Source organism: Streptomyces sp. NPDC051219, assembly GCF_040682335.1.
Classification (GTDB): Bacteria; Actinomycetota; Actinomycetes; order Streptomycetales; family Streptomycetaceae; genus Streptomyces.
This window is the reverse complement of record NZ_JBFBAS010000002.1, coordinates 281,473-306,402: the sequence shown is the minus strand read 5'-3', so window position 1 is coordinate 306,402 and position 24,930 is coordinate 281,473. Positions and strand designations below refer to the sequence as shown.

Sequence of the window (24,930 nt, the reverse complement as noted above, 5' to 3'; positions counted from 1 at the left end):
TAACCGGCATCATGGCCTCATGAACATCATGCTTTTCCACTCGGCCTGCGGACTGCGGCCCGCGGTGCACGCGGGCGCCGAGCGGCTGCGTGCCGCCGGGCACGAGGTGCACGTGCCCGATCTCTTCGGGGGTCGGACCTTCGAGAGCGTCGAGGAGGGCATGGCGTTCCGGGACGAGATCGGCAGGGACGAACTGCTCAAGCGGGCGGTACTGGCCGCCGCGCCGCACTCGGACGCGGGTCTCGTGTACGCCGGTTTCTCGTTCGGCGGCTCTGTGGCGCAGCATCTGGCGTTCGCCGACGACAAGGCCCGCGGAGTGCTGCTGCTGCACGGCACGTCCGACATCGCCGACGATGCCTCGGTGGACGAGCTGCCCGTACAGCTGCACATCGCGGACCCGGACCCCTTCGAGCCGCACGACTGGCTGAACGCCTGGTATCTGAGGGCGCGTCGGGCCGGTGCGGAGGTGGAGGTCCACAGCTACCCGGGCGCCGGACACCTCTACACGGATCCGGACCTGCCCGACTACGACGCCGAGGCCGCCGAGCAGACCTGGCGGGTCGCCCTCGCCTTCCTGGACACGCTGTAGGGGTTACGGAGGCCGGCGCGGCTCGTACGGGCTCGCACGGTCTGCGGCCGCCGGCAGAACCTGCCGGCGGCCGCAGCATGAGTGGAGGTCAGCCTGCGCGGTAGGCCGTCCAGCTGTTGGTCATGCGCGCCACCTGGCCCGCGGTGAACTGGTACATGCAGTTGTCGTACGTGTAGTCCATGAAGTTGTGGATCGGGTCGACACCCGCCTTGCTCGCGCAGGTGTCACGCCCGGTCGGGCACTCGTACGCGGCGCTCTTCTCGGCCGGCGTGTCGGAGACGTAGTCGCCGTTGCCGTTGCAGCCGCCCTGGAAGGTGTGGTAGAGCCCCAGCCAGTGGCCGACCTCGTGGGTGGCGGTGTCGCCCTCGTTGTAGTTGGCGGCGGATCCGCCGGGCAGCGACTTGTCGAGCACGACGACGCCGTCCATCGACGGGCTCGAACCGTACGAGCTGGGGAAGGTCGCCCAGCCGAGCAGGCCGCCGCTGAGGTTGGCGGTGTAGAAGTTGAGCGCGCCGGCGCCGCCCTTGCGCAGCGCGGACTTCATGGCCTTCTCCTGCGTCGAGCCGGAGGCCAGGTTGTACCAGGAGGCGTTGTCGGTGTAATCCGTGGCGGCCAGCGTGAACTGGAAGTTGGTGTTGGCGTTGCCGGTGCCCTGGCCGCCGAAGGCCGAGTTGAGGACCGCCATCTGCTCACTGATGTCGGTCGCGGTGAGCTTGCCGGTGTTCCCGCTGTGGATGACGTGGAAGTAGACCGGGATGGAGGTCACGGCGGCGGCGGAGAAACTTCTTCCGTTCGCCCGGGCCTTCGAGAGTCTCTTCACCAGGTCGGCGTCCATGGCCTTGGCCTGCGCGGCGGTGACCTCGTTGGGCTCGTCCTTGTGCGACGCGCCGCCGGGGTGTGCTTCGCGCGCGGTGGCGGACGCGCTCGCGGTGCCGGCGCAGTCGTCTGCCGGGGCCTTGGCGGCGGCGATCCCCGTGGGAGCGGAGAGCGGGGAGAGGGCAAGGGTTCCGGCCATCACTGCGGTAGCGATGAACCTGCTGCGCAGACGGGGGGATATCCGGGCAAGAGCACGCACGTTGACTCCTTGTGGGGGCGGGCGGAGGTGACTTCCTCGCCACTGCCGGGAGATTACGTGTGCATGCCAGATCTTGATGAGGATTGAACAAGCCCAATCAATCCTTTGATCAATTGGGGCATCGGGGCGAAATCTTTCGGACTGGTCCGGACTTTGAGATCTGTTGGTAACGCAGATGACTACCGAGGCGGGTGGTGTGTCCGGTTTCGGATGGCGGATTTACACCACCCGCCCGTTGGTGTGATCTGTGTGTAACAAGCCGTGCTGTGGCTGGAAATCGCCTATCAGCGCACCGGCTGGCTCACCCGCTCGACCTTCTGCGTTCCGTTGAGCGTGCGGTAGGAGCGCGCCCACTTCGCTGTCGCGTTCTGTGCGGCCTTGTCGGAGATGACGTAGTAGTCCATCTGCGAGCGCTCGGCAGTGACGTCGAGCACGCCGTAGCCGTGGGAGTCCATGTCCACCCACTTCACGTGGCGGTTGGCGGCCCGGACGGCGGTGGAGGCGGCGAGCGAGACCGTCCCCGGGGCGACATGAAGGATGTCGTCGAGGTTGTCGGAGCTCACCGAGGTGACCACGAACTCCGTGGCGGCGGACTGCGAGAGCGGATACGTCGCCGCCTTGACCGGCACGTCGTTGGCCCACGCCATATGGATGTCGCCGGTGAGGAACACGGTGTTCTTGATGCCCCGCTGGGTCAGATGCGCGAGCAGTTCCCTGCGGTCGTCCGTATAGCCGTCCCACTGGTCGACGTTGACGGCCAGCCCCTCCTTGGGCAGTCCGAGCAACCCGGCCAGCGGACCCAGCAGGTGCGCCGGTACGGAGCCGAAGGCCACCGGCGAGATCATCACCGAGGTGCCGACCAGCTTCCAGGACGCGTCGGAGGAGGCCAGACCCGACTTGAGCCAGTCCAGCTGGGCGCGGCCGGTGACCGTACGCTCCGGGTCGTCGACCTTGCCACTGCCCACGGCGGCCTGCTGCGACCGGAAGGAGCGCAGATCCAGGAGGTGGAGGTCGGCCAGTTTGCCGAAGCGCAGCCGGCGGTACACCGTGCCCTCGGTGGACGTGCGTACGGGCATCCACTCGAAGTACGCCTGCTTGGCGGCGTCCACGCGCTGCGTCCACTCGCCCTCGGCGCCGGGGGTGTGGTTCTCGGCGCCGCCCGACCAGGCGTCGTTGGCGATTTCGTGGTCGTCCCATATCGCGATGACCGGGTGCGCGGCGTGCAGCGCCTGGAGGTCGGCGTCGGTCTTGTAGTGCGCGTGCCGGGTGCGGTAGTCGGCAAGCGTGACGATCTCGTTGCCGGGCTCGTGCTGTCGTACCGAGTACTCGGCGTCCGGGTAACTGCCTCTCGCGTATTCGTAGATGTAGTCGCCGAGGTGGAGGACGGCGTCGAGGTCGGTGCGGGCGGCCAGGTGTCTGTAAGCCGAGAACCAGCCCGACTCCCAGTTGGCGCAGGAGACCACGCCGAAGCGGACGTCGGCCGTCGCCGCGTCAACGGCCGGTGTGGTGCGGGTCCGGCCGACGGGCGACACCGTGCCGCCCGCCGTGAAACGGAAGTAGTAGGCGGTGGCCTGACGCAGACCCCTGACGTCGACCTTGACCGTGTGATCGGAGGCGGCGGTCGCGGTGGTCGAGCCGCGGGCGACCAGCTGCGTGAACCCCCTGTCCTCCGCCACCTCCCAACTGACGCTCGTGTCCGGGCCCTTGCCGGAGCCGGGGAGGGCGTCCGGGGCGGGGGTGACGCGGGTCCACAGCAGGACCCCGTCGGGCAGCGGGTCGCCGGAGGCGACACCGTGCAGGAAGGAGGGTGCCGCGACGACGGCGGCGGAAGCGGGGGCCCCGAAGGCTATCGGGGCGACGACGGCGGTGGCGGCAGCGGCTTTGACGACCGTGCGGCGACGCGGTGAAGAAGGGAGAAGACTGGTCACGGATGATCACATTACTGACCGGTATGCGAGACGGGCGGGCAAACTCCGAAAAGTTTGCCCGCCCGTCGTCGGTCAGTTGACTGTGTGTCAGTGCGGCGGGGCGGCCAGGCCCCAGCGCTCCGTCGTCAGCCCTTCAGCGCCTCGTCGATCGCCTTGGTGTAGTCGCCGGGGGTCTGCGGCGTCTCGATCTTCTTGCCGTCCATCTTCAGCGTGGGGGTGCCCTGAACGCCGCTCCTGTCGAAGGTCTTCGACATCTCCAGCGCCCACTTGTCGTAGGTGCCGTCCTTCACTGCCTTCTCGAACGCCGCGTTGTTCTCGAGGGCGGCGACCCCGTCCGCGATCTTCAGCAGATAGCTGTCGTCGGCGAACTTGTCCTTGCTCTCCTCCGGGTGGTTCTCCTTGGAGTAGAGGGCGGCCTTGTACTCCAGGAACGCCTCGGGGCTCACGTCCAGTGCCGCGCCCAGCGCGCTCAGTGCGTTCTTCGAGCCCTCGCCGTTGTCGGAGTTGTCGATGAAAGTGGCGCCGATGTACTGGACCCGGTACTTGCCGTCGTCGATGTCCCTCTTGATCTGCTCACCGACCGACTGCTCGAAGGTCGCGCAGATCGGGCAGCGCGCGTCCTCGTACAGTTCCAGCGTCTTCTTCGCGTTCTTCTTGCCGAGGAGGACCGTCGTGCCGTTCTCGCCCTCGGTGTTCTTCGGCGCGACAAGCTTCTTGTCGGCGGCCGCCTCCCAGGCGCCGGGCTTGTTCATCTGCGTGACGGCGTAGCCGGCGCCGCCGGCCAGTGCGAGGACGCCGACGACGGAACCGGCCACGACCAGCCGGCGGCGAGTCTTGTCCTTCTGGGCCTGGCGTTCGCGCTCCTGGCGCAGCCGCTCGCGGGCGGCAGCCTTGTTGGCCTGGCTGTTGCGTGCACTCATGATCGTTCTCCGTGTGATGACGTGGGGCGCAGCGCGGAGGCTGCAGTGCTCAGGCGGGGGTGAGCGCCGAGCAGGGCGGTCCGCGCCGTCCGACGGAGTGCACGAGGACACGGGCGTGAGCGGTGTGCGTGCGGCGGGCGGGCCGGGTCCGCGGCCGTACCGGAGCAGCCACGGAACCGGCCGCGGCCACCGCGATCGCCAACGGCCGGAACGTGAAGGCGGCCACCGCGCGCAGCAGCTGGGAGAGCGCGCTCTCACCGTGTCGCAGCCAGCCGGCGGCCAGCAGCCCGACCGCGACATGCGTGGCGAGGAGGAGCCAGGGGGTGGCGGGGCCGGGGGAGTCCAGCAGCAGGGCCGCCGGGTTCCGCGCCTGGCCGGTGACTTCGGCCAGCGGGGCCCCGACGTCGGAGCCTCCGCAGAGCACGTCCACACCGAACGAGCGCAGCGGGCCCGCGACCGGGCCGCCGGCCTGTCCGTAACAGACGTGCTGGCCGGTGGTGAAGACCGTGTCGGCCGCCAGCTCCAGTGGGACGAGCAGCCCGGCGATCCGCCAGTAGCCGCGCTCCCGGCCGGCCAGTGCATAGGCAAGGGCGAACACCGCGCCGGACAGGGCGCCGACCACGGTCAGCGGCAGCGGCACCCCGGACAGCGAGACGTGCGAGGCAGCCGAGAGCGTCACGACGAGCGCTGTGAAAAGCGCCGCGCGCAATGCCCTGAGCCGGGTCGCCGAGATGTCCACCGGGTGAGTGTGCCATGCCTTCTTGTATGAGGTCCCTAAGGCCGCAGGAGGCCCGGAATCCTGCCGTTGCGGAAGAGGTCGACGAAGATCTGGTGATCCGCCCGCGCCTGGGCCCCGTAGGAGTGCGCGAAGTCCACCAGCAGTTCCCCGAAGCCGTCCTCGTCGGCCGCGATCGCCGCGTCGATGGCCCGTTCCGTCGAGAACGGCACCAGCGAGTGGCCGCTCTCGTCGTCCGCCGCCGAGTGCATGGTGGCCGTGGCCCGGCCGAGGTCGGCGACGACCTCCGCGATCTCCTCCAAGTCGTCGATGTCCGACCAGTCGAGGTCCACCGCGTACGGCGAGACCTCGGCCACCAGCTGCCCCGAGCCGTCCAGCTCGGTCCAGCCCAGCCACGGGTCGGCGTGGGCCTGGAGCGCCCGCTGGGAGATCACCGTGCGGTGTCCCTCGTGCTGGAAGTAGTCGCGGACGGCCGGGTCGGTGATGTGCCGGGAGACGGCCGGCGTCTGCGCCTGCTTCAGATAGATGACGACGTCGTTCTCGAGGGCGTCGCTGTTGCCCTCCAGCAGGATGTTGTACGACGGCAGACCGGCCGAGCCGATGCCGATGCCGCGGCGGCCGACGACATCCTTCACCCGGTAGGAGTCGGGGCGGGCCAGGCTCGACTCGGGCAGGGTCTCCAGGTAGCCGTCGAACGCGGCGAGCACCTTGTAGCGGGTGGCGGCGTCCAGCTCGATCGAGCCGCCGCCGGGCGCGAAGCGGCGCTCGAACTCGCGGATCTCGGTCATCGAGTCGAGCAGCCCGAAGCGGGTGAGCGAGCGGGCGACGCGCAGCGCGTCCAGCAGCGGCCCCTCCGCCGTGTCCAGGGTGAAGGGCGGCACCTCGTCGTTCTTGGCACCGGTCGCCAGGGCGTGGATGCGCTCGCGGTAGGCGGCGGCGTACGTCCGAACCAGCGCGGTGATCTGCTCGTCGCTGAGCGCCTTGGTGTAGCCGATCAGCGCCACGGAGGCGGCGAAGCGCTTGAGGTCCCAGGTGAAGGGGCCCACGTACGCCTCGTCGAAGTCGTTGACGTTGAAGATCAGGCGGCCGTTGGAGTCCATGTACGTGCCGAAGTTCTCGGCGTGCAGATCGCCGTGGATCCACACCCGGCTGGTCCGGTCGTCCAGATAGGCCCCGTCGTACCGGCCGTCGTCCAGGTCCCGGTAGAAGAGGGAGGCGGTGCCGCGGTAGAACGCGAACGCCGACGCGGCCATCTTGCGGAACTTCACCTGGAAGGCGGCCGGGTCGGCTGCCAGGAGTTCGCCGAAGGCGGTCTCGAAGACGGCGAGGATCTGCTCGCCGCGCTGCTCGGCAGTGGGCTGCGGGACCGACATCGCTGGGTGCCTCCTGGTACATGACAACTGGGACGGGGGTTCCAGCCCTTCCAACGCACGAAGGTAGTTGCGAGTGCCCGCCCTGCCGTGACCCGGGCCCCCGGTCCGGGCCGGGGCGGCTTCGCGCCGTCCCCCTGCATTGTCAGTGGGGAGACGTAGACTTCGACGCTGTTCACCCGACCCGTCATCGACCGTTCCGCTGGAGGCCTCCGCCGTGACCAAGCCGCCTTTCACGCACCTTCACGTCCACACCCAGTACTCGCTGCTGGACGGTGCCGCGCGGCTCAAGGACATGTTCAACGCCTGCACCGAGATGGGCATGACGCACATCGCCATGACCGACCATGGCAACCTGCACGGGGCGTACGACTTCTTCCACACGGCCAAGAAGGCCGGGGTCACCCCCATCATCGGCATCGAGGCGTACGTCGCGCCCGAGTCCCGGCGGAACAAGCGGCGCATCCAGTGGGGCCAGCCGCACCAGAAGCGGGACGACGTATCCGGTTCCGGCGGCTACACCCACAAGACGATCTGGGCGGCCGACAAGACCGGCCTGCACAACCTCTTCCGGCTCTCCTCCGACGCGTACGCCGAAGGCTGGCTGACCAAGTGGCCGCGGATGGACAAGGAGACCATCGCCCAGTGGTCGGAGGGGCTCATCGCCTCCACCGGCTGCCCCTCCGGGGAGGTACAGACGCGGCTGCGCCTCGGCCAGTTCGACGAGGCGCTGAAGGCGGCCTCCGAGTACCAGGACATCTTCGGCAAGGACCGCTACTTCCTGGAGCTGATGGACCACGGCATCGAGATCGAGCGCCGGGTCCGCGACGGACTGCTGGAGATCGGCAAGAAGATCGGCATTCCGCCGATCGTCACCAACGACTCGCACTACACGTACGCGCACGAGGCGTCCGCCCACGACGCCCTGCTCTGTATCCAGACCGGTAAGAACCTCTCCGACCCGGACCGCTTCCGGTTCGACGGCACGGGCTACTACCTGAAGTCGACGGACGAGATGTACGCGGTCGACTCCTCGGACGCCTGGCAGGAGGGATGCGCGAACACCCTGCTGGTCGCTCAGCAGATCAACACCGAGGGCTGGTTCCAGGAGCGGAACCTGATGCCGAAGTTCGAGGTGCCGGAGGGCTTCACGGAGGTCACCTGGTTCCGCGAGGAGACCATGCGCGGCATGGCCCGGCGGTACCCGGGCGGCATCCCGGAGGACCGCCTCAAGCAGGTCGAGTACGAGATGGGCATCATCATCGAGATGGGCTTCCCGGGGTACTTCCTCGTGGTCGCCGACTTCATCATGTGGGCCAAGAACAACGGCATCGCGGTGGGCCCCGGCCGAGGCTCCGCGGCCGGTTCGATCGTCGCGTACGCCATGGGCATCACCGACCTCGACCCGATCGAGCACGGCCTGATCTTCGAGCGGTTCCTGAACCCCGAGCGCATCTCCATGCCCGACGTCGACATCGACTTCGACGAGCGCAGGCGCGGTGAGGTGATCCGGTACGTCACCGAGAAGTACGGCGCCGACAAGGTCGCCATGATCGGGACGTACGGCAAGATCAAGGCGAAGAACGCGATCAAGGACTCGGCGCGGGTGCTCGGTTACCCGTACGCGATGGGCGACCGGCTCACCAAGGCGATGCCCGCCGACGTCCTGGGCAAGGGCATCGACCTCAACGGCATCACCGACCCGAGCCACCCGCGCTACAGCGAGGCGGGCGAGATCCGGGGGATGTACGAGAACGAGCCGGATGTGAAGAAGGTCATCGACACCGCCAAGGGCGTCGAGGGCCTGGTGCGTCAGATGGGTGTGCACGCGGCCGGCGTGATCATGTCCAGCGAGACGATCACCGACCACGTCCCGGTCTGGGTGCGGCACTCCGACGGCGTGACCATCACGCAGTGGGACTACCCCAGCTGTGAGTCGCTCGGCCTGCTGAAGATGGACTTCCTCGGCCTGCGCAACCTCACGATCATGGACGACGCCGTCAAGATGGTGAAGGCCAACAAGGGCATCGATCTCGAGCTGCTCGAAATCCCGCTGGACGACCCTAAGACGTACGAACTCCTCCAGCGCGGTGACACGCTCGGCGTCTTCCAGTTCGACGGCGGCCCGATGCGGTCCCTGCTGCGGCTGATGAAGCCCGACAACTTCGAGGACATTTCCGCCGTCTCGGCCCTCTACCGGCCGGGCCCGATGGGCATGAACTCGCACACGAACTACGCGCTCCGCAAGAACGGCCAGCAGGAGATCACACCGATCCACCCGGAGCTGGAGGAGCCGCTCAAGGAGGTCCTCGGCCTCACCTACGGCCTCATCGTGTACCAGGAGCAGGTGCAGAAGGCCGCCCAGATCATCGCCGGCTACTCGCTCGGCGAGGCCGACATCCTGCGCCGCGTGATGGGCAAGAAGAAGGCCGACGAGCTGGAGAAGAACTTCGTTCTCTTCCAGGCGGGCGCCAAGAAGAAGGGCTTCTCGGACGCGGCGATCAAGGCGCTGTGGGACGTGCTGGTGCCGTTCGCCGGATACGCCTTCAACAAGGCGCACTCCTCCGCGTACGGGCTGGTCACCTACTGGACGGCGTACCTCAAGGCGAACTACCCCGCCGAGTACATGGCCGCGCTGCTGACGTCCGTCAAGGACGACAAGGACAAGTCGGCCATCTACCTCAACGAGTGCCGGCGTATGGGCATCAAGGTGCTGCCGCCCAATGTGAACGAGTCGGAGTCGAACTTCGCCGCGCAGGGCGACGACGTGATCCTCTTCGGGCTGACCGCCGTCCGCAATGTCGGGCAGAACGTGGTGGACTCGATCATCCGAAGCCGCAAGGCGAAGGGCAAGTACACGTCCTTCCCCGACTTTCTCGACAAGGTCGAGGCCGTCGTCTGCAACAAGCGCACCGTCGAGTCGCTGATCAAGGCCGGCGCCTTCGACGAGATGGGCCACACCCGCAAGGGCCTGGTCGCCCACCACGAGCCGATGATCGACAACGTGGTGCAGGTCAAGCGCAAGGAGGCCGAGGGCCAGTTCGACCTCTTCGGCGGCATGGGTGAGGAGGCCGGCGACGAGCCGGGCTTCGGTCTCGACGTCGAGTTCTCCGACGTCGAGTGGGAGAAGGCCTACCTGCTGGCTCAGGAGCGCGAGATGCTCGGACTCTACGTGTCCGACCACCCGCTGTTCGGTATCGAGCACGTCCTGAACGACAAGGCGGACGCGTCCATCTCCCAGCTGACCGGCGGTGAGCACGCCGACGGCGCGATCGTCACCATCGGCGGCATCATCTCAGGCCTGCAGCGCAAGATGACCAAGCAGGGCAACGCCTGGGCCATCGCAACCGTCGAGGACCTGGCCGGCTCCATCGAGTGCATGTTCTTCCCGGCGACGTACCAGCTGGTCTCGACCCAGCTCGTCGAGGACGCCGTGGTCTTCGTCAAGGGCCGGCTCGACAAGCGCGAGGACGTGCCCCGGCTGGTCGCCATGGAACTGATGGTCCCCGACCTGTCGTCGGCGGGCACCAACGCGCCGGTGGTGATCACCATTCCGACGGTCAAGGTCACCCCGCCGATGGTCAGCCGGCTCGGCGAGATTCTCGGCCACCACCGCGGCAACACCGAGGTGCGCATCAGGCTCCAGGGTGCACGTAAGACGACAGTGCTCAGGCTCGACCGGCACCGTGTCCAACCCGATCCGGCGCTGTTCGGCGACCTGAAGGTGCTGCTCGGCCCGTCCTGCCTCGCGGGGTAGGCCACCCGGTCCGGGCGCCGGTCCGGGCGACCGACGGAAGGCAAGACGAAGGGCGCGCCCCGGCGGGCGCGCCCTTCGTCATGTGCCGCTGTTCCGGCCGTCAGTTGTGGCCGAAGCGCCGCTGGTGCTTGCGGGCAACATCCGCGGGGCTGCCCTGCGCCTTGGACTGGATGTGCTGCGCCGCGTCCATCGAAGAGGACCTCGCGTGCTCGGCTCCGCGCTCCGCGGCAGACCGGTCGTGCTGGCTGCTCTGTTTCCGGTTCTTGTTCTTGGCCATGGTGATGCCTCCGTGGGGAAACTAGGGGCCAGGGCCGGGAACCAGACTCACACAAGCTGACAATCTGTGCATTTTGGATCATTGCTTTGTGTGATTGAGGGTCGTCTCGGAACAAGTTCGAGATAACTTCGCCATCCGCCGCGCCGATGATCGAGTTCCGGCCGTTAACCCCCGCACGGTCGGGCAGACTCGAAGGAAACCCGATGCATAACCCGCCCCCTCCCTTTGGCGGGGGACCCCCGGAAAGAGGGTGGAAGCGTGGACCGCTGCGTCGTCCTGGTTGACGCCGGCTATCTGCTGGGCGCCGCCGCGAGCCTTCTCGCCGGAGAACCTTCCCGCTCCCGCATCACAGTCGACCACACCGCCCTCATCCAGGGCCTGCGCGAGCGGGCGGAGGCGGACACGGAACAGCCGCTGCTGCGCATCTACTGGTTCGACGGCGCCCCGGACCGGGTCCCGCAGCCCGAGCACCGGCGGCTGCGCGTCATGCCCCGCGTCACGGTCCGGCTGGGCGCACTGACACGCAGCGACGGACGCTGGGCGCAGAAGGGCGTCGACGCGGCGATGCACGCGGAACTCACCGAACTGGCCAGAAACCGCGCCTGCTCCGATGTGGTCCTCGTGACGGGCGACGGCGATCTGCTGCCCGGCCTGATGTCCGCGAAGGAACACGGGGTCGCCGTACACCTGTGGGCGGTCCAGGCCGCCGACGGCGACTACAACCAGTCCGAGGACCTTGTCGCCGAGGCCGACGAGCGGCGGGTGCTCGACCGCGCCTGGATCACAGGGGCGGTACGCCCGAAGGAACTGACCGGCATCTGCGCGCCGCCGCCGGTGCCGCGCCCCGAGATCGCGGCGATCCTCTCCGCCCCCCTGCCCGAGTCCGCGCTCGCGGAGGCGACCCGCAACGGCACCACGCCCGCGCCCAACGGGAACGGCGCCGCGGCCGCGCACGTCCAGGGGGCGCCCGGCTCCAAGAGCGTTCCCACCCCCAAGGACCTGGCGAGCCTGCGCGGCCCCGGTACGCAGCCGGCGCAGCATCCCGCAAACGCGACCCTGCGCTGGTCCTCCGACCGGGGCTGGGTCGAGCGCGGCGGTCCGCTCGGCGAGCCGGCCGAGACCGCCTCGCTGCCCACCCTGGCGCAGCTCACCAGCGCCGAGCAGCGCTGGGCGGACCGGGAGGAGGACATCACCACGGTCGGCGGCGACCCCTTCGAGGTGGGGCAGGTCTTCGCGCGGCGCTGGATGGAGCGGCTGCCGGAGACCGTTCATCTGCAGAAGCTGTCGACGATGTACCCGCGGATTCCGCACCGCATCGACGGCGAACTGCTCAGGTACGCGGCCAGGTTCGGACTCCTCACTCACAAGGACGACCAGATCGACGAGCACGACCGCTATGCGATCCGCGCCGGGTTCTGGCGTGAAATCGACGTCCGGGCCGCGGCCGAGCACGCGTCGACGGGTCCCGCGGGGGAGTAGCTCCGCGCCCCGTCCACGCAACCCGGGCGCGTTCCGTGGAGCGGAACCACGTAGGCTCATCCCTCGTGAGTACGGGCACAGCACAGGCGGGACACGGCGGCGCAGCCGGAACGGCGCAGGCCCCGGTCGTGTGCGCGGTGCGTGACCTGGTCAAGACGTACCCGGCCGTGCGCGGGCGCCGCGGCGCCCCGGCGACCGCGGAAGTGCGGGCCACGGACGGCATCTCCCTGGACGTACGCCAAGGCGAGATCTTCGGCCTGCTCGGCCCCAACGGCGCCGGCAAATCCACCGTCGTGCGCCAGCTGACCGGGCTCATGCGGCCCGACTCCGGCACGGTCCGCATGCTGGGCCACGATCTCGTGCGCCACCCCGAGCGCGCGTCCCGGCTCATCGGCTATCTCGGCCAGGAGTCGACCGCGCTCGACGAACTCACCGTCTCGCTCGCCGCCGAGACCACCGGGCGGCTTCGCGGGCTCGACGCGCGGACGGCGCGGGCCGAGCGCGACGCCGTACTGGACGAGCTGGGGCTCACGGACATCGCCGGGCGGCCCCTGAAAAAGCTGTCCGGCGGGCAGCGGCGGCTGGCCTGCTTCGCGACAGCGCTCGTCGGCGAACGGCCGGTGCTGGTCCTGGACGAGCCGACCACCGGCATGGACCCGGTGGCGCGGCGTGCCGTCTGGGCCGCGGTCGACCGGCGACGCGCGGAGAACGGCGCGACGGTCCTCCTCGTCACCCACAACGTCATCGAGGCCGAGACGGTGCTCGACCGGGTCGCCGTCCTCGAACGCGGCAAGGTCATCGCCTGCGACACCCCGGCCGGGCTCAAGGCGCAGGTCGCCGGCGAGGTACGGCTGGAACTGGTCTGGCGGGAGCGGGCGCCGCTCGACGTACCCGAGGTCGCCGCACTGCGCGGCTCCGCCCAGGAGTCCGGCCGCAGCTGGGTGCTGCGGCTGGCCCCCGACGAGGCGCGGGCGGCGGTCGCCGCGGTGACCGGGGGAGCTGCCTTCGCGGCGCTGGACGACTTCACTCTCGCGACGCCGAGCCTGGAGGACGTCTACATGGCGCTCGGAGGGCGTACGAAGGGGCTGGTGAAGGCGTGAGCCGGGGAACGCGGCGTGGCACAGGGGCGCGCACGGGCGCCCCGCGCGGGAACGCGGGGGACGCGGCCCGCCGGAAAGCGCCGGACCCGGTGAGCAGGAACGTATGGGACAGGAGCACCACAGCGTGAGTGTCGTGCCCGCCGAGGCGGTGACCGGGCGGCAGGCCCCGGTGCAGAGCGCGGTGCCCGCGCAGGACGCCGCACCGCTGGCGCCCCGGGCCCGCCTGCTGCCCTCGCTCGTGGCCGTGTACCGGGCGCAGCTCTCGCGTGCCCGTGTGGCCCGGATCCCGCTGCTCTTCGTGGCCACCTTCCAGTCCGTCGGGATCATGGTCCTGATGCGCGGAGTCGTCGACGGCGGTTCCGAAGCGCGGGCCGTGGTCGCGGGATCAAGCGTGCTCGTCGTCGCATTCGTCGCGCTCAATCTGCTGGCCCAGTACTTCGGGCAGCTCAGGGCGGGGGGCGGCCTCGACCACTACGCCACACTGCCGGTGCCGCCCGCCGCCGTGGTGCTGGGGGCGGCGGCCGCGTACGCCTCCTTCACCGTGCCCGGGACCGTCGTCACGGCGGTCGTGGGCTCCACGCTGTTCCAGCTGCCCATGACCCACCTGTGGATCCTGGCCGCTGTCATCCCCCTCTCCGGCGCCGCCCTGGCCGGCCTGGGCGCGGCGCTGGGGCTGCTCGCCCCGCGGCAGGAGCTCGCCACGCTGCTCGGGCAGCTGGGCATGTCCGCCGCACTGCTGCTGGGCGTACTGCCGCCCGACCGGCTTCCCGGCCCTCTCGGGTACGCGCGGGACCTGCTGCCCTCGACCTATGGCGTGGAGGCGCTCGCCCGCACTTTCGATCCCCATCCCGACTGGTCGGCGGTCGGGCTGGATCTGGCGGTGTGCGCGGGCGTGGGCATGGTCTCCCTGGCCGTCGCGACCTGGGCGTACCGCCGCGCGGCCGTCCGCTGACCCGCGGCCCGCACACCCGATCGGACGTCCCGCCTCCGGGTGTGCGGCGGCAGCCTGGCACGATGGCAGGGTGACCGCACCTCTGACGCCGCCTCACGAGCAGCCCCCCAACGATTCCTGGCAGCAGCCCTCCGCCGGAGGCTCGCCCTACTATGCACCGGCCGGACCGGTGCGGGACGACGGGCCCGGAACGGCGGCGGAGGTGCGACAGGCCGCCGTGGTGACGGTCGTGGTGGCCGCCACCGGTGCGCTGCTGGGGCTGCTGTGGCTGTGGCTGGCGCCACGGGTCCAGCTCGTCTCCAACGGCGAGGCCGTCTTCCTCAAGGACACCGAGGGCGAGGCCGCCGTGGGAGCGGACGGCACATTCATACTGCTGGCGCTCGGTTTCGGTGCGCTGAGTGCGGCCGCGGTCTTCTGGTTCCGCCGACGCGGCGGCATCCCGCTGGTGGTCGGTCTGGCCGTGGGCGGCCTGCTGGGATCGATCGTGGCCTGGCAGCTCGGCGTACAGCTCGGCCCCCACCAGGACGTGGTGGAGCAGGCGAAGGCGGTCGGCGAAGGGGTCCCCTTCGCCTCGCCCCTCGAGCTGGTGGCCAAGGGGGCGCTGCTGGCGTGGCCGATGGCGGCGCTGGCGACGCACCTCGGGCTGACAGCGGTGTTCGGCCCCCGCGACCCGGAGCCCGAGCTGGACTGGGGACCGTACCCGGCTCCGCCGACGGAAGGCTCCGGGCCGGCGCGGCGGTAGGTTCCGTTCCGGAAGGCTCGGTTCCGGACAGGCTCAGGGGCGGGCGATCCGAGCCAGGGTCGCGTGGGTCAGGGACGCCAGGGCCGACGGGGCGAGCTCGATCTCGAGGCCACGGCGGCCCGCCGAGACGCAGACCGTGTCATGGGCGGACGCCGAGGCGTCCAGGACCGTGCGCAGCCTCTTGCGCTGGCCCAGCGGAGAGATACCGCCCCGCACATAGCCCGTGGTGCGCTCCGCGGCCGCGGGGTCGGCCATCGCCGCCCGCTTGCCGCCCACCGCTGCCGCCAGGGCCTTGAGGTCCAGTGAGCCGGACACCGGGACCACGGCGACGGTGAGTTCGCCGTCCACGTCCGCGATCAGTGTCTTGAAGACCTGGTCCGGCGACACGCCCAGAGCCTGGGCGGCCTCCTCGCCGTAGGAGGCGGCCGCGGGGTCGTGCTCGTAGGCGTGGACCGTGAAATCGGTTCCCGCGGTCGTGAGGGCGACTGTCGCGGGGGTGCCGGCGGACTGTTGCCGCTTCGGCCTCTTCGTGTTCTTCGTGGCCAAGGAGCGCCTGCCTCAAGGTCAGTTGGGGCTCGTCGGAGCCCTGGTCAGGTCGACGGCCGGAAGCGACGGGAGATGGCGGATCACCGCCGTCTCGGAGCGGAGCAGTCTGAGCTCCTCCGCGAGCCGGCTCGCGGTGTCCGGTGCCTGGAGCAGCCGCTGCTTGGCCGGGGTGTCCAGCACCGCCGCGGCCGCCACGAGGTACGAGACCACCGACGGCTCGTCCGGCAGCTCCGCTCCGGTGGACAGCGAGCGCTCGCGCGCTCCGGCCAGACGCTTCTGGTAGTTGCGGAAGGCGCGCAGCACGCCCTCGGCCAGCGCGCCCGCTCCCTCGCCGGAGTCCTCGGGAAGTTCCTCGAGTTCGGCGACGAGATACGGGCCGGTCGCGTCGACCGACAGCAGACGGACCCGCGTGGTGCCGGTGGCCAGTACCTCGAAGCCGCCGTCCTCACGCTCGCGGATGGTCGCCGCGTCCGCGACGCAGCCCACCGGGTGGAAGGCATGGATCGGGTCGTCGCCGAAGCCCGCGCCAGGGCCGCGCTCGGGCACGGCGGTCTGGTCCGGCAGGCCGGGCGCGGTCGGAGCGACCTCCCGGCCGTCCTTGATCGCGACGACGGCGAACCTGCGCGGCTCATCCTCATCAGTCTTCAACAGGTCGCGCATCAGGGCGCGATAGCGCTCCTCGAAGACATTCAAGGGCAGCACGAGGCCCGGGAACAGTACCGAGTTCAGCGGGAAGAGCGGGAGGCGAGCGGTGGTCACAACGCTCAAGCGTAATGGCCGCGGCGGCGGATCCGTCCGGCCCGTCCACCCAACGGGACCTGCGGGGCCGTACGGGCCCGGACGGCGTCGCGTGCGGCAAGGAACCGGTCGAGCGGATCGTCGGTGAACATGTCCCACGGGAAGGACGTCGCGTACGGGCCGATGAGCCGGAACTGCCTGGACGCTTCGGCCCACCGCTGACGCGCGAGGAGTACGTACGCGAGGACGTTGCGCACCTCCGCCGGCCAGGGGTCGCCCGCCACGTACTGGGCGGAGAGGGCGATCGCGAGCTCGGCGGCCCGGTCGATGCGGCCGACCGGCACGGGCGCCGTGCCCCCGCCTCTGAGGCACGCGAGCGCGGCCCGCACGGGCAGGGCCTGGATGAGGGAGCCGGGCGTGGTGTCTTCCGCGGCCCGCTCGGCGAAGTCGAAGCACTCCTGCTGGGAGCCCTGGACGGACAGGTACAGCAGGGCGGAGACGTGGCAGCCGTAGTGGTGCGGGGCGCGCCGCAGGGCCTGCGCCCACAATGCTTCGAACTCCTGGGGGGCCGCGTCGGTCCCGCACGCGTGGTCGAGGGCGATCCGCCACGGCACGGGGTCCCCGGGGGCGCCCTCGGTGACGGCGGTACGGATGAGCGGCGCCGCCTCGCGCAGGAGTTCGGCGCGAGCCGGTGATTCCCAGACCCGGCGAACGGTGAGTTCGGCCGAGACGACCAGAGCGTCCGGGTCGCCGGGGGCGGCGGCCAGCCAGCCGGCGAACCACTCGGGGCGGCGGTGGGCGAAGGCGGCGAGCCGCACGGCGTACCGGTCGCGGTTCTCCCACTCGGCGTTCTCGCGGGTCATGGCGAGCAGCTTGGCGGCCGGCCCGTGGTCGCCCTGCCCGGCTGCGACCAGCGCCGGACCGAGCCGCGTGTCGGGTGCGTCGAGCAGCACCTCGTCGACAGCGGCGTCAGGCGACGGCCGGGTGACGGCCGGACGGTGACCGCGGTGGAAAAGCATGGTGCGGACCATTGAAAACCGCAGGTCGGGCGCGTGTCACCAGATTTCTGTGAAGCTTTGGTGGGGGCGCATTGGTTGTAATCGACGAAGTCAAGAAAAGGTAAAGAACATCGGGTCAGCCGCGACGCAGGAGCCGGGAAGCGCCTGCTGCGACGGTTGTGGCGAGGATCCAGCCAAGCAGGATCAGCGCCGCAGCGGCCCACTGCCACCGCCCCTCGACCCGCCAGTAGCCGTCCTGGCCGAGATTGATCACCGGGAGCAGCAGATCCAGCGCGTACAGGGAGGCGTTCCAGGTGGGGTGCTCGTCCGACTTGATCGCCGCCGGGTTGTAGCGGGAGAAGGCCACCGCGCCCGCCGCCCACAGCACGGCCATCCAGAGCGCGGCCCGGCCGGGGCGGTATCCGTACGCCACCGTCCAGTCCTGCAGGAAGCCCCACAGCTTCGCGGCCGGCGGCAGGGTCTCGCGGCGTCTGCGCTGTTTGGCGAGGAGCACCTCGCGGGCGTCGGCGTCCTCGCCGCTGTTGCGCAGCACGGTGGCCAGCCGCTCGTACGGCTCCGGGGCGTACTCCGGCGTCGCCGCCTCCACCCACTCCAGGCGCCGGGAGAGCGGGAAGTGCCCGCGGGGGACGAGGTTCTCGTAGCTGAAGCCGCCCATCGCGAAGCCGCCGGGACCCGGCCAACTGGTCGATTTGTCGACCAGGTTGACGACCCTCGCGCCTGACAGGACGACCCGCCCCCGCTCCGGCCGTTCGCCGAGGAACCGCAGCTCGGGTGTCTGTATCCGGCGCAGCGACACCTCCTGGTCGTTCTCCAGGGTGAAGCGCGCCCGGTCGAAGTCCACGGCGTCGCCGAACCGGCCGTCGTCCAGCCGTATGCCCCCCTGGCACTCGAAGCGCTGCACCCGGGTACCGCGCAGCGGGGTGTTGGTGGTGCCGAACGGGGGAGTGCCCCCGCTGTCGGCACCGTTGAGGGCGATGGCCGTCATGTAGAAGGTGCGCTCCACGGTCAGCTGCGGGGCGTTGAGGGCCCTGCGCCCGTACGGATTGCGCAGCCGGCTGCCGCGCAGGCTCAGCGAGACCCCGACCTTCGCGCCGCGCAGGCTCAGCTCGCCGTACGACTCGATCATCTCGGCCTGGAGATCCTGGGCGACCGACAGGCCGTCCGCCGCGATGGAGCGCCCCTTGCGGTCCCTGTGGACCACGATCTGGCTGATCAGCAGGTCGGTGCCGATCTGGGCGTCCGTCAGCCGGATGCCGTTCGCCACCCGGCACCGCGGCATGTGCAGGTCGCCCTCGGTGTGCAGCCGGGCAGCCTCGATCCGCGGGATCGAGCAGCCCACCATGCGCAGGGTGGTGAAACGGGCCTCCGGCACCAGCAGCTCGTTCTCGAACCGGCAGCCGTTCAGCTCGACGTACGGGTCCACCGTGCCGCCCGACAGATCCAGCGTGCCGCTGATCTGGACGCCCCTGAGCTTGAGCGAGGCGACACGCCCGGGCTGCGCCGGAGGCCCGCTGAGCAGCAGCAGCGCGACGATGTCGGCGCGCACACTGCGCTCCGGCCCCCATGGGAGGTTCGACATCGGATCGTCGTGTTCCGCGACACGGGTACTGAGATCGCAGGTGCTCCCCGTGCGGAACGCCTGCCACATGCGCCGTTCTTCCGGGCTGAGGTCGTCGGGCATGTCGTCGCCCCGCGGCTCGGTCAAGGCCGCCCCTTTCCCCGATTTCGTACAGCCGTTCTTCCCGCTGTGTGACGGGCTGAACGCTAGTGGTCATGAGCGACTTCTGAAACCAGAGGGGCGTGGCGGCGCGAAGCGCCCGGACGAGCGGTGGTGCTCGGGAGACGGGTGGACACGTATCAGCCAGTGATACGGACGTCCGGTGGTCTGGGACGGTCTGAGAGAATTGGCCACGTGATCTCACGTATCGACCTGCGCGGCGACGCCCTTCCCGAGGGTGCTGCCCTGCGCGACCTGCTGCCCCGTGCCGAGTTCGACGTGGAAGCCGCCCTGGAGAAGGTGCGGCCCATCTGCGAGGACGTGCGCCATCGTGGCACGGAGGCGCTGATCGACTACGCCGAGAGGTTCGACGGCGTGAAGCTGGAGCGGGTACGCGTTCCGGCCGAGGCGCTCGACGAGGCGCTGGAGCGGCTGGATCCGGCCGTACGGGCCGCCCTGGAGGAGTCCATCCGCCGCGCCCGCATCGTGCACCGCGCCCAGCGCCGCAGCGAGCACACCACGCAGGTCGTGCCGGGCGGCACGGTCACCGAGAAGTGGGTTCCGGTCGAGCGCGTGGGGCTGTACGCGCCCGGCGGCCGCTCCGTGTACCCGTCCTCCGTGATCATGAACGTGGTCCCGGCGCAGGAAGCGGGCGTCGAGTCCATCGCCCTCGCCTCCCCGCCGCAGGCCGACTTCGACGGCCTGCCGCACCCGACGATCCTCGCCGCCTGTGCGCTGCTGGGGATCGACGAGGTGTACGCGGCCGGCGGCGCGCAGGCCGTCGCCATGTTCGCCTACGGAACGTCCGGCGACGACGGCTGTGCCCCGGCCAACATGGTCACCGGTCCCGGCAATGTCTGGGTCGCCGCAGCCAAGCGCTACTTCACCGGCCGTATCGGCATCGACACCGAGGCCGGCCCCACCGAGATCGCGGTCCTGGCGGACTCGACCGCCGACCCGGTACACGTGGCGGCCGACCTGATCAGCCAGGCCGAGCACGACCCGCTCGCCGCCGCTGTCCTGGTCACCGACTCCGTGGAGCTGGCCGACGCGGTCGAGAAGGAGCTGGAGCCGCAGATCGCCGCGACCAAGCACGTCGAGGACCGGATCCTTCCGGCCCTCTCGGGCAAGCAGTCGGCGATCGTCCTCGTCGACGGGGTCGAGGAGGGCCTGCGGGTCGTCGACGCGTACGGCGCCGAGCACCTGGAGATCCAGACCGCCGACGCCGCCGAGGTGGCCGCACGGGTCCGCAATGCGGGCGCCATCTTCGTCGGGCCCTATGCGCCCGTCTCGCTCGGTGACTACTGCGCCGGCTCCAACCACGTGCTCCCGACCGGCGGTTGTGCCTGTCACTCCTCCGGTCTGTCCGTTCAGTCCTTCCTGCGCGGTATCCACATCGTGGACTACACGCGCGACGCGCTGGCCGAGGTCACGCACCACGTGGTGACACTGGCCGAGGCGGAAGACCTGCCCGCGCACGGCGCGGCGCTGAAGGCGCGTTTTGCCGAAGGCGAACTGGACCAGCACAACGGGTGGAAGGTGCCTGGCCGGTGAACATCGGAATCGACGACCTCCCCATCCGGGACGAGCTGCGCGGCAAGTCCCCGTACGGCGCCCCGCAGCTCGACGTGCCCGTACGCCTGAACACCAACGAGAACCCGTACCCGCTGCCCGAGCCGCTGGTCGAGCGGATCGCCGAGCGCGTCCGCGAGGCCGCCCGCGACCTCAACCGCTACCCCGACCGGGACGCGGTCGAGCTGCGCACCGAGCTGGCGAAGTACCTGACGCGTACGGCCGGCCACGAGGTGGGACCGGCCAACGTGTGGGCGGCGAACGGCTCCAACGAGGTGATCCAGCAGCTGCTGCAGACCTTCGGCGGCCCCGGCCGGACGGCCATCGGCTTCGAACCCTCGTACTCGATGCACGCGCTCATCTCGCGCGGCACCGGCACCGGCTGGATCTCCGGCCCGCGCCGCGAGGACTTCAACCTCGACGCGACGGCGGCCGCGAAGACCATCACCGAGCAGCGGCCCGACGTCGTCTTCATCACCTCGCCCAACAACCCCACGGGCACGGCGGTCGACGCCGACACGGTGCTGGCCCTGTACGAGGCGGCGCAGGCCGCCAAACCCTCCCTGGTGGTGGTCGACGAGGCTTACGGTGAATTCAGCCATCACCCCTCGCTGCTTCCGCTCATCGAGGGCCGGCCGAATCTCGTCCTGTCCCGCACCATGTCCAAGGCCTTCGGCGCGGCCGGGCTGCGCCTCGGCTACCTCGCGGCACATCCCGCCGTGGTGGATGCCGTACAGCTGGTCCGCCTGCCGTACCACCTGTCCGCCGTCACCCAGGCCACCGCGCTCGCCGCGCTGGAGCACACCGATACGCTGCTCGGGTACGTCGAACAGCTCAAGGCCGAACGGGACCGCCTGGTCACCGAGCTGAGGGCCCTCGGGTTCGAGGTCACCGAATCGGACGCGAACTTCATCCAGTTCGGCCGCTTCGCGGACGCCCGGGCCGCCTGGCAGGAGATCCTCGACCACGGCGTCCTGGTCCGTGACAACGGTGTACCGGGTCGGCTGCGGGTCACCGCGGGCACCCCGGCCGAGAACGACGCGTTCCTCGAAGCGGTTCGCACAGTCAAGAAGGAGCAGAACGCATGACTCGCGCGGGTCGCGTAGGAAGAATCGAGCGCACCACCAAGGAGACCTCGGTCCTCGTCGAGATCAACCTCGACGGCACGGGCCAGGTCGACGTGTCGACCGGGGTCGGGTTCTACGACCACATGCTCGACCAGCTGGGCCGCCACGGCCTCTTCGACCTGACGGTCAAGACCGACGGCGATCTGCACATCGATTCGCACCACACCATCGAGGACACCGCCCTCGCCCTGGGCGCCGCCTTCAAGCAGGCGCTCGGCGACAAGGTCGGCATCTACCGCTTCGGCAACTGCACCGTGCCGCTGGACGAGTCGCTCGCCCAAGTGACGGTGGACCTCTCCGGCCGTCCGTACCTCGTCCACACCGAGCCGGAGAACATGGCGCCGATGATCGGTTCCTACGACACGACGATGACCCGGCACATCCTGGAGTCGTTCGTCGCCCAGGCCCAGATCGCGCTGCACGTCCACGTCCCGTACGGGCGCAACGCCCACCACATCGTGGAATGCCAGTTCAAGGCGCTGGCCCGCGCGCTGCGTTACGCCAGCGAGCACGACACGCGCGCCGCCGGAATCCTGCCCTCGACCAAGGGCGCCCTGTGACCGGGCTTTCCACCGTCCTGATCATCGTCGGACTCTTCCTCGCCGGAGGTGTCTACTCCTTCTCCAAGCAGCAGATGCCCAAAGGGCTCATCGTGTTGCTCGCAATCGGCTCGGTGATGTGTCTGGTCGCCGGCGTCCTGCGGATCCAAGGAATCTGGGAATGAGCGCAGCCAAGAAGGTCGTCGTCTTCGACTACGGATTCGGCAACGTCCGCTCCGCGGAGCGGGCCCTCGCCCACGTCGGCGCGGACGTGGAGATCACCCGCGACTACGACAGGGCCATGAACGCCGACGGGCTGCTCGTCCCCGGCGTAGGTGCCTTCTCGGCCTGCATGAAGGGCCTCAAGGAGGCGCGCGGCGACTGGATCGTCGACCGCCGGCTCTCCGGCGGCCGCCCCGTCATGGGCATCTGCGTGGGTATGCAGATCCTCTTCGAGCGCGGGATCGAGCATGGCGTGGAGACGGACGGCCTCGACGAGTGGCCCGGCACGGTCGGCCCGCTCAAGGCCCCGATCGTCCCCCACATGGGGTGGAACACGGTCAAGGCCCCCGACGACTCCGAGCTGTTCGCGGGCCTCGACGCCGACGCCCGCTTCTACTTCGTGCACTCGTACGCCGTGCACGACTGGAACCTCGAGGTCACCAACCCGAGGATCCGCGTCCCCCGGGTCACCTGGGCCACGCACGGCGAGCCCTTCGTGGCGGCCGTCGAGAACCAGGCCCTGTGGGCGACCCAGTTCCACCCCGAGAAGTCCGGCGACGCCGGCGCCCAGCTGCTGACCAACTGGATTGGGACTCTTTAAATGGCGAAGCTCGAACTCCTCCCCGCCGTCGACGTCCGCGACGGCCAGGCCGTACGCCTCGTCCATGGCGAGTCCGGCTCGGAGACCTCCTACGGCGACCCGCTGCAGGCGGCCCTCGCCTGGCAGCGTGCGGGAGCCGAGTGGCTGCACCTGGTCGACCTCGACGCCGCCTTCGGCACCGGCGACAACCGTGCGCAGATCGCCGAGGTCGCCCGCTCCATGGACGTCAAGGTCGAGCTGTCGGGCGGCATCCGGGACGACGCCTCCCTCGCCGCGGCCCTGGCCACCGGCTGTACCCGGGTCAACCTCGGAACGGCCGCCCTGGAGACCCCCGAGTGGGTCGCCAAGGTCATCGCCGAGTACGGCGACAAGATCGCCGTGGGCCTGGACGTACGCGGCACGACCTTGCGCGGACGCGGCTGGACCCGCGACGGCGGCGACCTCTACGAGACGCTGGCGCGCCTGGACTCCGAGGGCTGCGCCCGCTACGTCGTCACCGACATCGCGAAGGACGGCACGCTCCAGGGCCCGAACCTCGACCTGCTCAAGAACGTCTGTGCGGCCACCGACAAGCCCGTCGTCGCCTCCGGCGGTGTCTCCTCGCTCGACGATCTGCGCGCGATCGCGTCGCTGGTCCCGCAGGGCGTGGAGGGCGCCATCGTCGGCAAGGCGCTGTACGCGAGGGCGTTCACGCTGGAAGAGGCTCTGGCGGCGGTATCGGGATGACCGTGGTGCGACGTGTCGCCTCGAAGGGCCAGTGGGAGGAGACGTTCGGCTACTCCCGCGCGGTGGAGCTGCCGAACGGCCTCGTTCTGGTGTCCGGCTGCACCTCGATCGTTGACGGCATGATCGCCGCAGGCGGTCCGTACGAGCAGACGGTCACCGCGTTCGGTGTGGCCGTCGACGCCCTGGCGGAGCTCGGCCTCGGCCGTGAGCACGTGGTGCGCACCCGGATGTACCTCACCCACGCCCGTGACGTGGACGAGGTCGGACGTGCGCACCGGGAGTTGTTCGGCGCCGTCCGCCCCGCCGCATCAATGATCATCGTTTCCGGCTTCGTGGACCCGAGCCTGGTCGTAGAGGTCGAGGTCGAAGCCTTCCGAGGAGCACAAGAGTCATGACCCTCGCGGTCCGAGTCATCCCCTGCCTGGACGTCGACAACGGCCGGGTCGTCAAGGGTGTCAACTTCCAGAACCTGCGCGACGCCGGCGACCCCGTCGAGATGGCCAAGCTGTACGACGCCGAAGGCGCCGACGAGCTTACGTTCCTGGACATCACGGCCTCCTCCGGGGACCGGGAGACCACGTACGACGTGGTGCGGCGCACAGCCGAGCAGGTCTTCATCCCGCTGACCGTGGGCGGCGGCGTGCGCACCACGGACGACGTGGACAAGCTGCTGCGTGCGGGCGCCGACAAGGTGGGAGTCAACACCGCTGCCATCGCCCGCCCGGAGCTGATCCAGGAGATCGCCGAGCGTTTCGGCCGCCAGGTGCTGGTCCTCTCCGTGGACGCCCGCCGCACCGAGGCGGGCACGTTCGAGGTCACCACCCACGGCGGCCGTCGCGGCACCGGCATCGACGCCGTCGAGTGGGCGCACCGGGCGGCGGAGCTGGGTGCGGGGGAGATCCTGCTCAACTCGATGGACGCCGACGGAACCAAGGACGGCTACGACACCGAGATGATCGCGGCGGTACGTAAGCACGTCACCGTCCCGGTCATCGCTTCCGGGGGAGCCGGCAGGCTCTCCGACTTCCCGCCCGCCATCGCCGCCGGCGCGGACGCCGTGCTGGCGGCCTCCGTATTCCACTTCGGCGATCTGCGGATCTCCCAGGTGAAGAACACGCTGCGCGAGGCGGGTCACCCGGTCCGCTGATCCTGGGTGTCGACGGGTGATACCTGTGGCGATATTTGCATGCCACTCGAC

At 70.0% G+C, this 24,930-nt stretch carries 24 protein-coding genes; 14 read left to right on the top strand and 10 right to left on the bottom strand.

Annotated features, from left to right (window positions below):
- The first annotated feature begins 19 nt into the window (after nt 1-19).
- A complete protein-coding gene (locus AB0M62_RS04155) occupies nt 20-589 on the top strand; it encodes a dienelactone hydrolase family protein (protein WP_366072537.1) in 570 nt (189 codons plus the stop codon).
- An 88-nt stretch (nt 590-677) separates the two neighbouring features.
- Here the strand turns inward: AB0M62_RS04155 and AB0M62_RS04150 are convergent, their stop codons facing one another.
- The 5 genes from AB0M62_RS04150 to AB0M62_RS04130 all read right to left on the bottom strand — a co-directional run bounded on the left by AB0M62_RS04150 (nt 678) and on the right by AB0M62_RS04130 (nt 6,621).
- A complete protein-coding gene (locus tag AB0M62_RS04150) occupies nt 678-1,604 on the bottom strand; it encodes a zinc metalloprotease (RefSeq protein WP_366072688.1) in 927 nt (308 codons plus the stop codon).
- Nucleotides 1,605-1,948: 344 nt separating this feature from the next.
- Complete coding sequence (locus tag AB0M62_RS04145) at nt 1,949-3,592, bottom strand: alkaline phosphatase D family protein (RefSeq protein WP_366072536.1); 1,644 nt, start codon at nt 3,590-3,592, stop codon at nt 1,949-1,951.
- A gap of 125 nt (nt 3,593-3,717) precedes the next feature.
- Nucleotides 3,718-4,512: a DsbA family protein gene (locus tag AB0M62_RS04140; protein ID WP_366072535.1), complete on the bottom strand. Its 795-nt coding sequence runs from the start codon at nt 4,510-4,512 to the stop codon at nt 3,718-3,720.
- 49 nt (nt 4,513-4,561) lie between these two features.
- Nucleotides 4,562-5,251 carry a hypothetical protein gene (locus tag AB0M62_RS04135; protein WP_366072534.1) on the bottom strand — a complete coding sequence of 230 codons (690 nt, stop codon included), beginning with the start codon at nt 5,249-5,251 and terminating at the stop codon, nt 4,562-4,564.
- Nucleotides 5,252-5,286: 35 nt separating this feature from the next.
- Entirely contained in the window at nt 5,287-6,621 is a 1,335-nt protein-coding gene (locus AB0M62_RS04130; RefSeq protein WP_366072533.1) for a DUF2252 domain-containing protein, read from the bottom strand.
- Nucleotides 6,622-6,835: 214 nt separating this feature from the next.
- Here AB0M62_RS04130 and dnaE point away from each other — a divergent pair, with 214 nt between their 5' ends.
- A complete protein-coding gene (dnaE, locus tag AB0M62_RS04125; RefSeq protein ID WP_366072532.1) occupies nt 6,836-10,375 on the top strand; it encodes a DNA polymerase III subunit alpha in 3,540 nt (1,179 codons plus the stop codon).
- A 100-nt stretch (nt 10,376-10,475) separates the two neighbouring features.
- Here dnaE and AB0M62_RS04120 read toward each other — a convergent pair whose 3' ends face one another.
- Nucleotides 10,476-10,652: a hypothetical protein gene (locus tag AB0M62_RS04120; protein WP_366072531.1), complete on the bottom strand. Its 177-nt coding sequence runs from the start codon at nt 10,650-10,652 to the stop codon at nt 10,476-10,478.
- A 258-nt stretch (nt 10,653-10,910) separates the two neighbouring features.
- Here AB0M62_RS04120 and AB0M62_RS04115 point away from each other — a divergent pair, with 258 nt between their 5' ends.
- From AB0M62_RS04115 to AB0M62_RS04100, 4 genes are all read left to right on the top strand, one after another.
- A complete protein-coding gene (locus AB0M62_RS04115) occupies nt 10,911-12,131 on the top strand; it encodes an NYN domain-containing protein (protein ID WP_366072530.1) in 1,221 nt (406 codons plus the stop codon).
- A 128-nt stretch (nt 12,132-12,259) separates the two neighbouring features.
- Nucleotides 12,260-13,231 carry an ABC transporter ATP-binding protein gene (locus AB0M62_RS04110; RefSeq protein WP_366072687.1) on the top strand — a complete coding sequence of 324 codons (972 nt, stop codon included), beginning with the start codon at nt 12,260-12,262 and terminating at the stop codon, nt 13,229-13,231.
- Between the two features lie 103 nt (nt 13,232-13,334).
- Entirely contained in the window at nt 13,335-14,183 is an 849-nt protein-coding gene (locus AB0M62_RS04105; protein ID WP_366072529.1) for an ABC transporter permease, read from the top strand.
- A 70-nt stretch (nt 14,184-14,253) separates the two neighbouring features.
- Nucleotides 14,254-14,925, top strand: a complete 672-nt coding sequence (locus AB0M62_RS04100; protein ID WP_366072528.1) for a hypothetical protein — start codon at nt 14,254-14,256, stop codon at nt 14,923-14,925.
- Between the two features lie 33 nt (nt 14,926-14,958).
- Here AB0M62_RS04100 and ybaK read toward each other — a convergent pair whose 3' ends face one another.
- The 4 genes from ybaK to AB0M62_RS04080 form a co-directional block, all read right to left on the bottom strand.
- Entirely contained in the window at nt 14,959-15,471 is a 513-nt protein-coding gene (gene ybaK, locus AB0M62_RS04095; RefSeq protein ID WP_366072527.1) for a Cys-tRNA(Pro) deacylase, read from the bottom strand.
- Between the two features lie 18 nt (nt 15,472-15,489).
- The gene (locus AB0M62_RS04090; RefSeq protein ID WP_366072526.1) at nt 15,490-16,230 is read right to left on the bottom strand and encodes an LON peptidase substrate-binding domain-containing protein; all 741 of its coding nucleotides are present in this window, start codon (nt 16,228-16,230) and stop codon (nt 15,490-15,492) included.
- Between the two features lie 5 nt (nt 16,231-16,235).
- The gene (locus tag AB0M62_RS04085; RefSeq protein ID WP_366072525.1) at nt 16,236-17,228 is read right to left on the bottom strand and encodes a hypothetical protein; all 993 of its coding nucleotides are present in this window, start codon (nt 17,226-17,228) and stop codon (nt 16,236-16,238) included.
- 115 nt (nt 17,229-17,343) lie between these two features.
- Nucleotides 17,344-18,933: an oxidoreductase gene (locus AB0M62_RS04080; RefSeq protein WP_366072524.1), complete on the bottom strand. Its 1,590-nt coding sequence runs from the start codon at nt 18,931-18,933 to the stop codon at nt 17,344-17,346.
- A gap of 207 nt (nt 18,934-19,140) precedes the next feature.
- On the opposite strand from AB0M62_RS04080, the gene hisD reads away from it, so the two are divergent.
- The 8 genes from hisD to hisF are packed head-to-tail and all read left to right on the top strand — an operon-like array spanning nt 19,141 to nt 24,879.
- Nucleotides 19,141-20,499 carry a histidinol dehydrogenase gene (hisD, locus tag AB0M62_RS04075; protein WP_366072523.1) on the top strand — a complete coding sequence of 453 codons (1,359 nt, stop codon included), beginning with the start codon at nt 19,141-19,143 and terminating at the stop codon, nt 20,497-20,499.
- The gene (locus AB0M62_RS04070; RefSeq protein WP_366072522.1) at nt 20,496-21,605 is read left to right on the top strand and encodes a histidinol-phosphate transaminase; all 1,110 of its coding nucleotides are present in this window, start codon (nt 20,496-20,498) and stop codon (nt 21,603-21,605) included. The genes hisD and AB0M62_RS04070 overlap by 4 nt, the downstream gene beginning before the upstream one ends.
- A complete protein-coding gene (hisB, locus tag AB0M62_RS04065; protein WP_366072521.1) occupies nt 21,602-22,204 on the top strand; it encodes an imidazoleglycerol-phosphate dehydratase HisB in 603 nt (200 codons plus the stop codon). Before AB0M62_RS04070 ends, hisB begins: the two co-directional genes overlap by 4 nt.
- Complete coding sequence (locus tag AB0M62_RS04060) at nt 22,201-22,368, top strand: hypothetical protein (RefSeq protein ID WP_366072520.1); 168 nt, start codon at nt 22,201-22,203, stop codon at nt 22,366-22,368. Before hisB ends, AB0M62_RS04060 begins: the two co-directional genes overlap by 4 nt.
- Nucleotides 22,359-23,006: an imidazole glycerol phosphate synthase subunit HisH gene (hisH, locus tag AB0M62_RS04055; RefSeq protein ID WP_366072686.1), complete on the top strand. Its 648-nt coding sequence runs from the start codon at nt 22,359-22,361 to the stop codon at nt 23,004-23,006. The genes AB0M62_RS04060 and hisH overlap by 10 nt, the downstream gene beginning before the upstream one ends.
- Nucleotides 23,007-23,732 carry a bifunctional 1-(5-phosphoribosyl)-5-((5-phosphoribosylamino)methylideneamino)imidazole-4-carboxamide isomerase/phosphoribosylanthranilate isomerase PriA gene (gene priA / locus AB0M62_RS04050; RefSeq protein WP_366072519.1) on the top strand — a complete coding sequence of 242 codons (726 nt, stop codon included), beginning with the start codon at nt 23,007-23,009 and terminating at the stop codon, nt 23,730-23,732. It abuts the gene before it with no gap.
- Nucleotides 23,729-24,127, top strand: a complete 399-nt coding sequence (locus AB0M62_RS04045; RefSeq protein WP_366072518.1) for a RidA family protein — start codon at nt 23,729-23,731, stop codon at nt 24,125-24,127. Before priA ends, AB0M62_RS04045 begins: the two co-directional genes overlap by 4 nt.
- Nucleotides 24,124-24,879 (top strand): imidazole glycerol phosphate synthase subunit HisF, encoded by a 756-nt coding sequence (hisF, locus tag AB0M62_RS04040; protein WP_366072517.1) that lies wholly within the window; start codon nt 24,124-24,126, stop codon nt 24,877-24,879. Before AB0M62_RS04045 ends, hisF begins: the two co-directional genes overlap by 4 nt.
- Nucleotides 24,880-24,930: the final 51 nt, after the last annotated feature.

Coding starts and splice junctions, on each gene's coding strand:
- AB0M62_RS04150 (WP_366072688.1), bottom strand. CDS start 1,604: ATGGCCGGAACCCTTGCCCTCTCCCCGCTCTCCGCTCCCACGGGGATC.
- AB0M62_RS04085 (WP_366072525.1), bottom strand. CDS start 17,228: ATGCTTTTCCACCGCGGTCACCGTCCGGCCGTCACCCGGCCGTCGCCT.
- AB0M62_RS04130 (WP_366072533.1), bottom strand. CDS start 6,621: ATGTCGGTCCCGCAGCCCACTGCCGAGCAGCGCGGCGAGCAGATCCTC.
- AB0M62_RS04105 (WP_366072529.1), top strand. CDS start 13,335: ATGGGACAGGAGCACCACAGCGTGAGTGTCGTGCCCGCCGAGGCGGTG.
- priA (WP_366072519.1), top strand. CDS start 23,007: ATGGCGAAGCTCGAACTCCTCCCCGCCGTCGACGTCCGCGACGGCCAG.
- AB0M62_RS04155 (WP_366072537.1), top strand. CDS start 20: ATGAACATCATGCTTTTCCACTCGGCCTGCGGACTGCGGCCCGCGGTG.
- AB0M62_RS04140 (WP_366072535.1), bottom strand. CDS start 4,512: ATGAGTGCACGCAACAGCCAGGCCAACAAGGCTGCCGCCCGCGAGCGG.
- AB0M62_RS04120 (WP_366072531.1), bottom strand. CDS start 10,652: ATGGCCAAGAACAAGAACCGGAAACAGAGCAGCCAGCACGACCGGTCT.
- AB0M62_RS04045 (WP_366072518.1), top strand. CDS start 23,729: ATGACCGTGGTGCGACGTGTCGCCTCGAAGGGCCAGTGGGAGGAGACG.
- hisF (WP_366072517.1), top strand. CDS start 24,124: ATGACCCTCGCGGTCCGAGTCATCCCCTGCCTGGACGTCGACAACGGC.
- hisB (WP_366072521.1), top strand. CDS start 21,602: ATGACTCGCGCGGGTCGCGTAGGAAGAATCGAGCGCACCACCAAGGAG.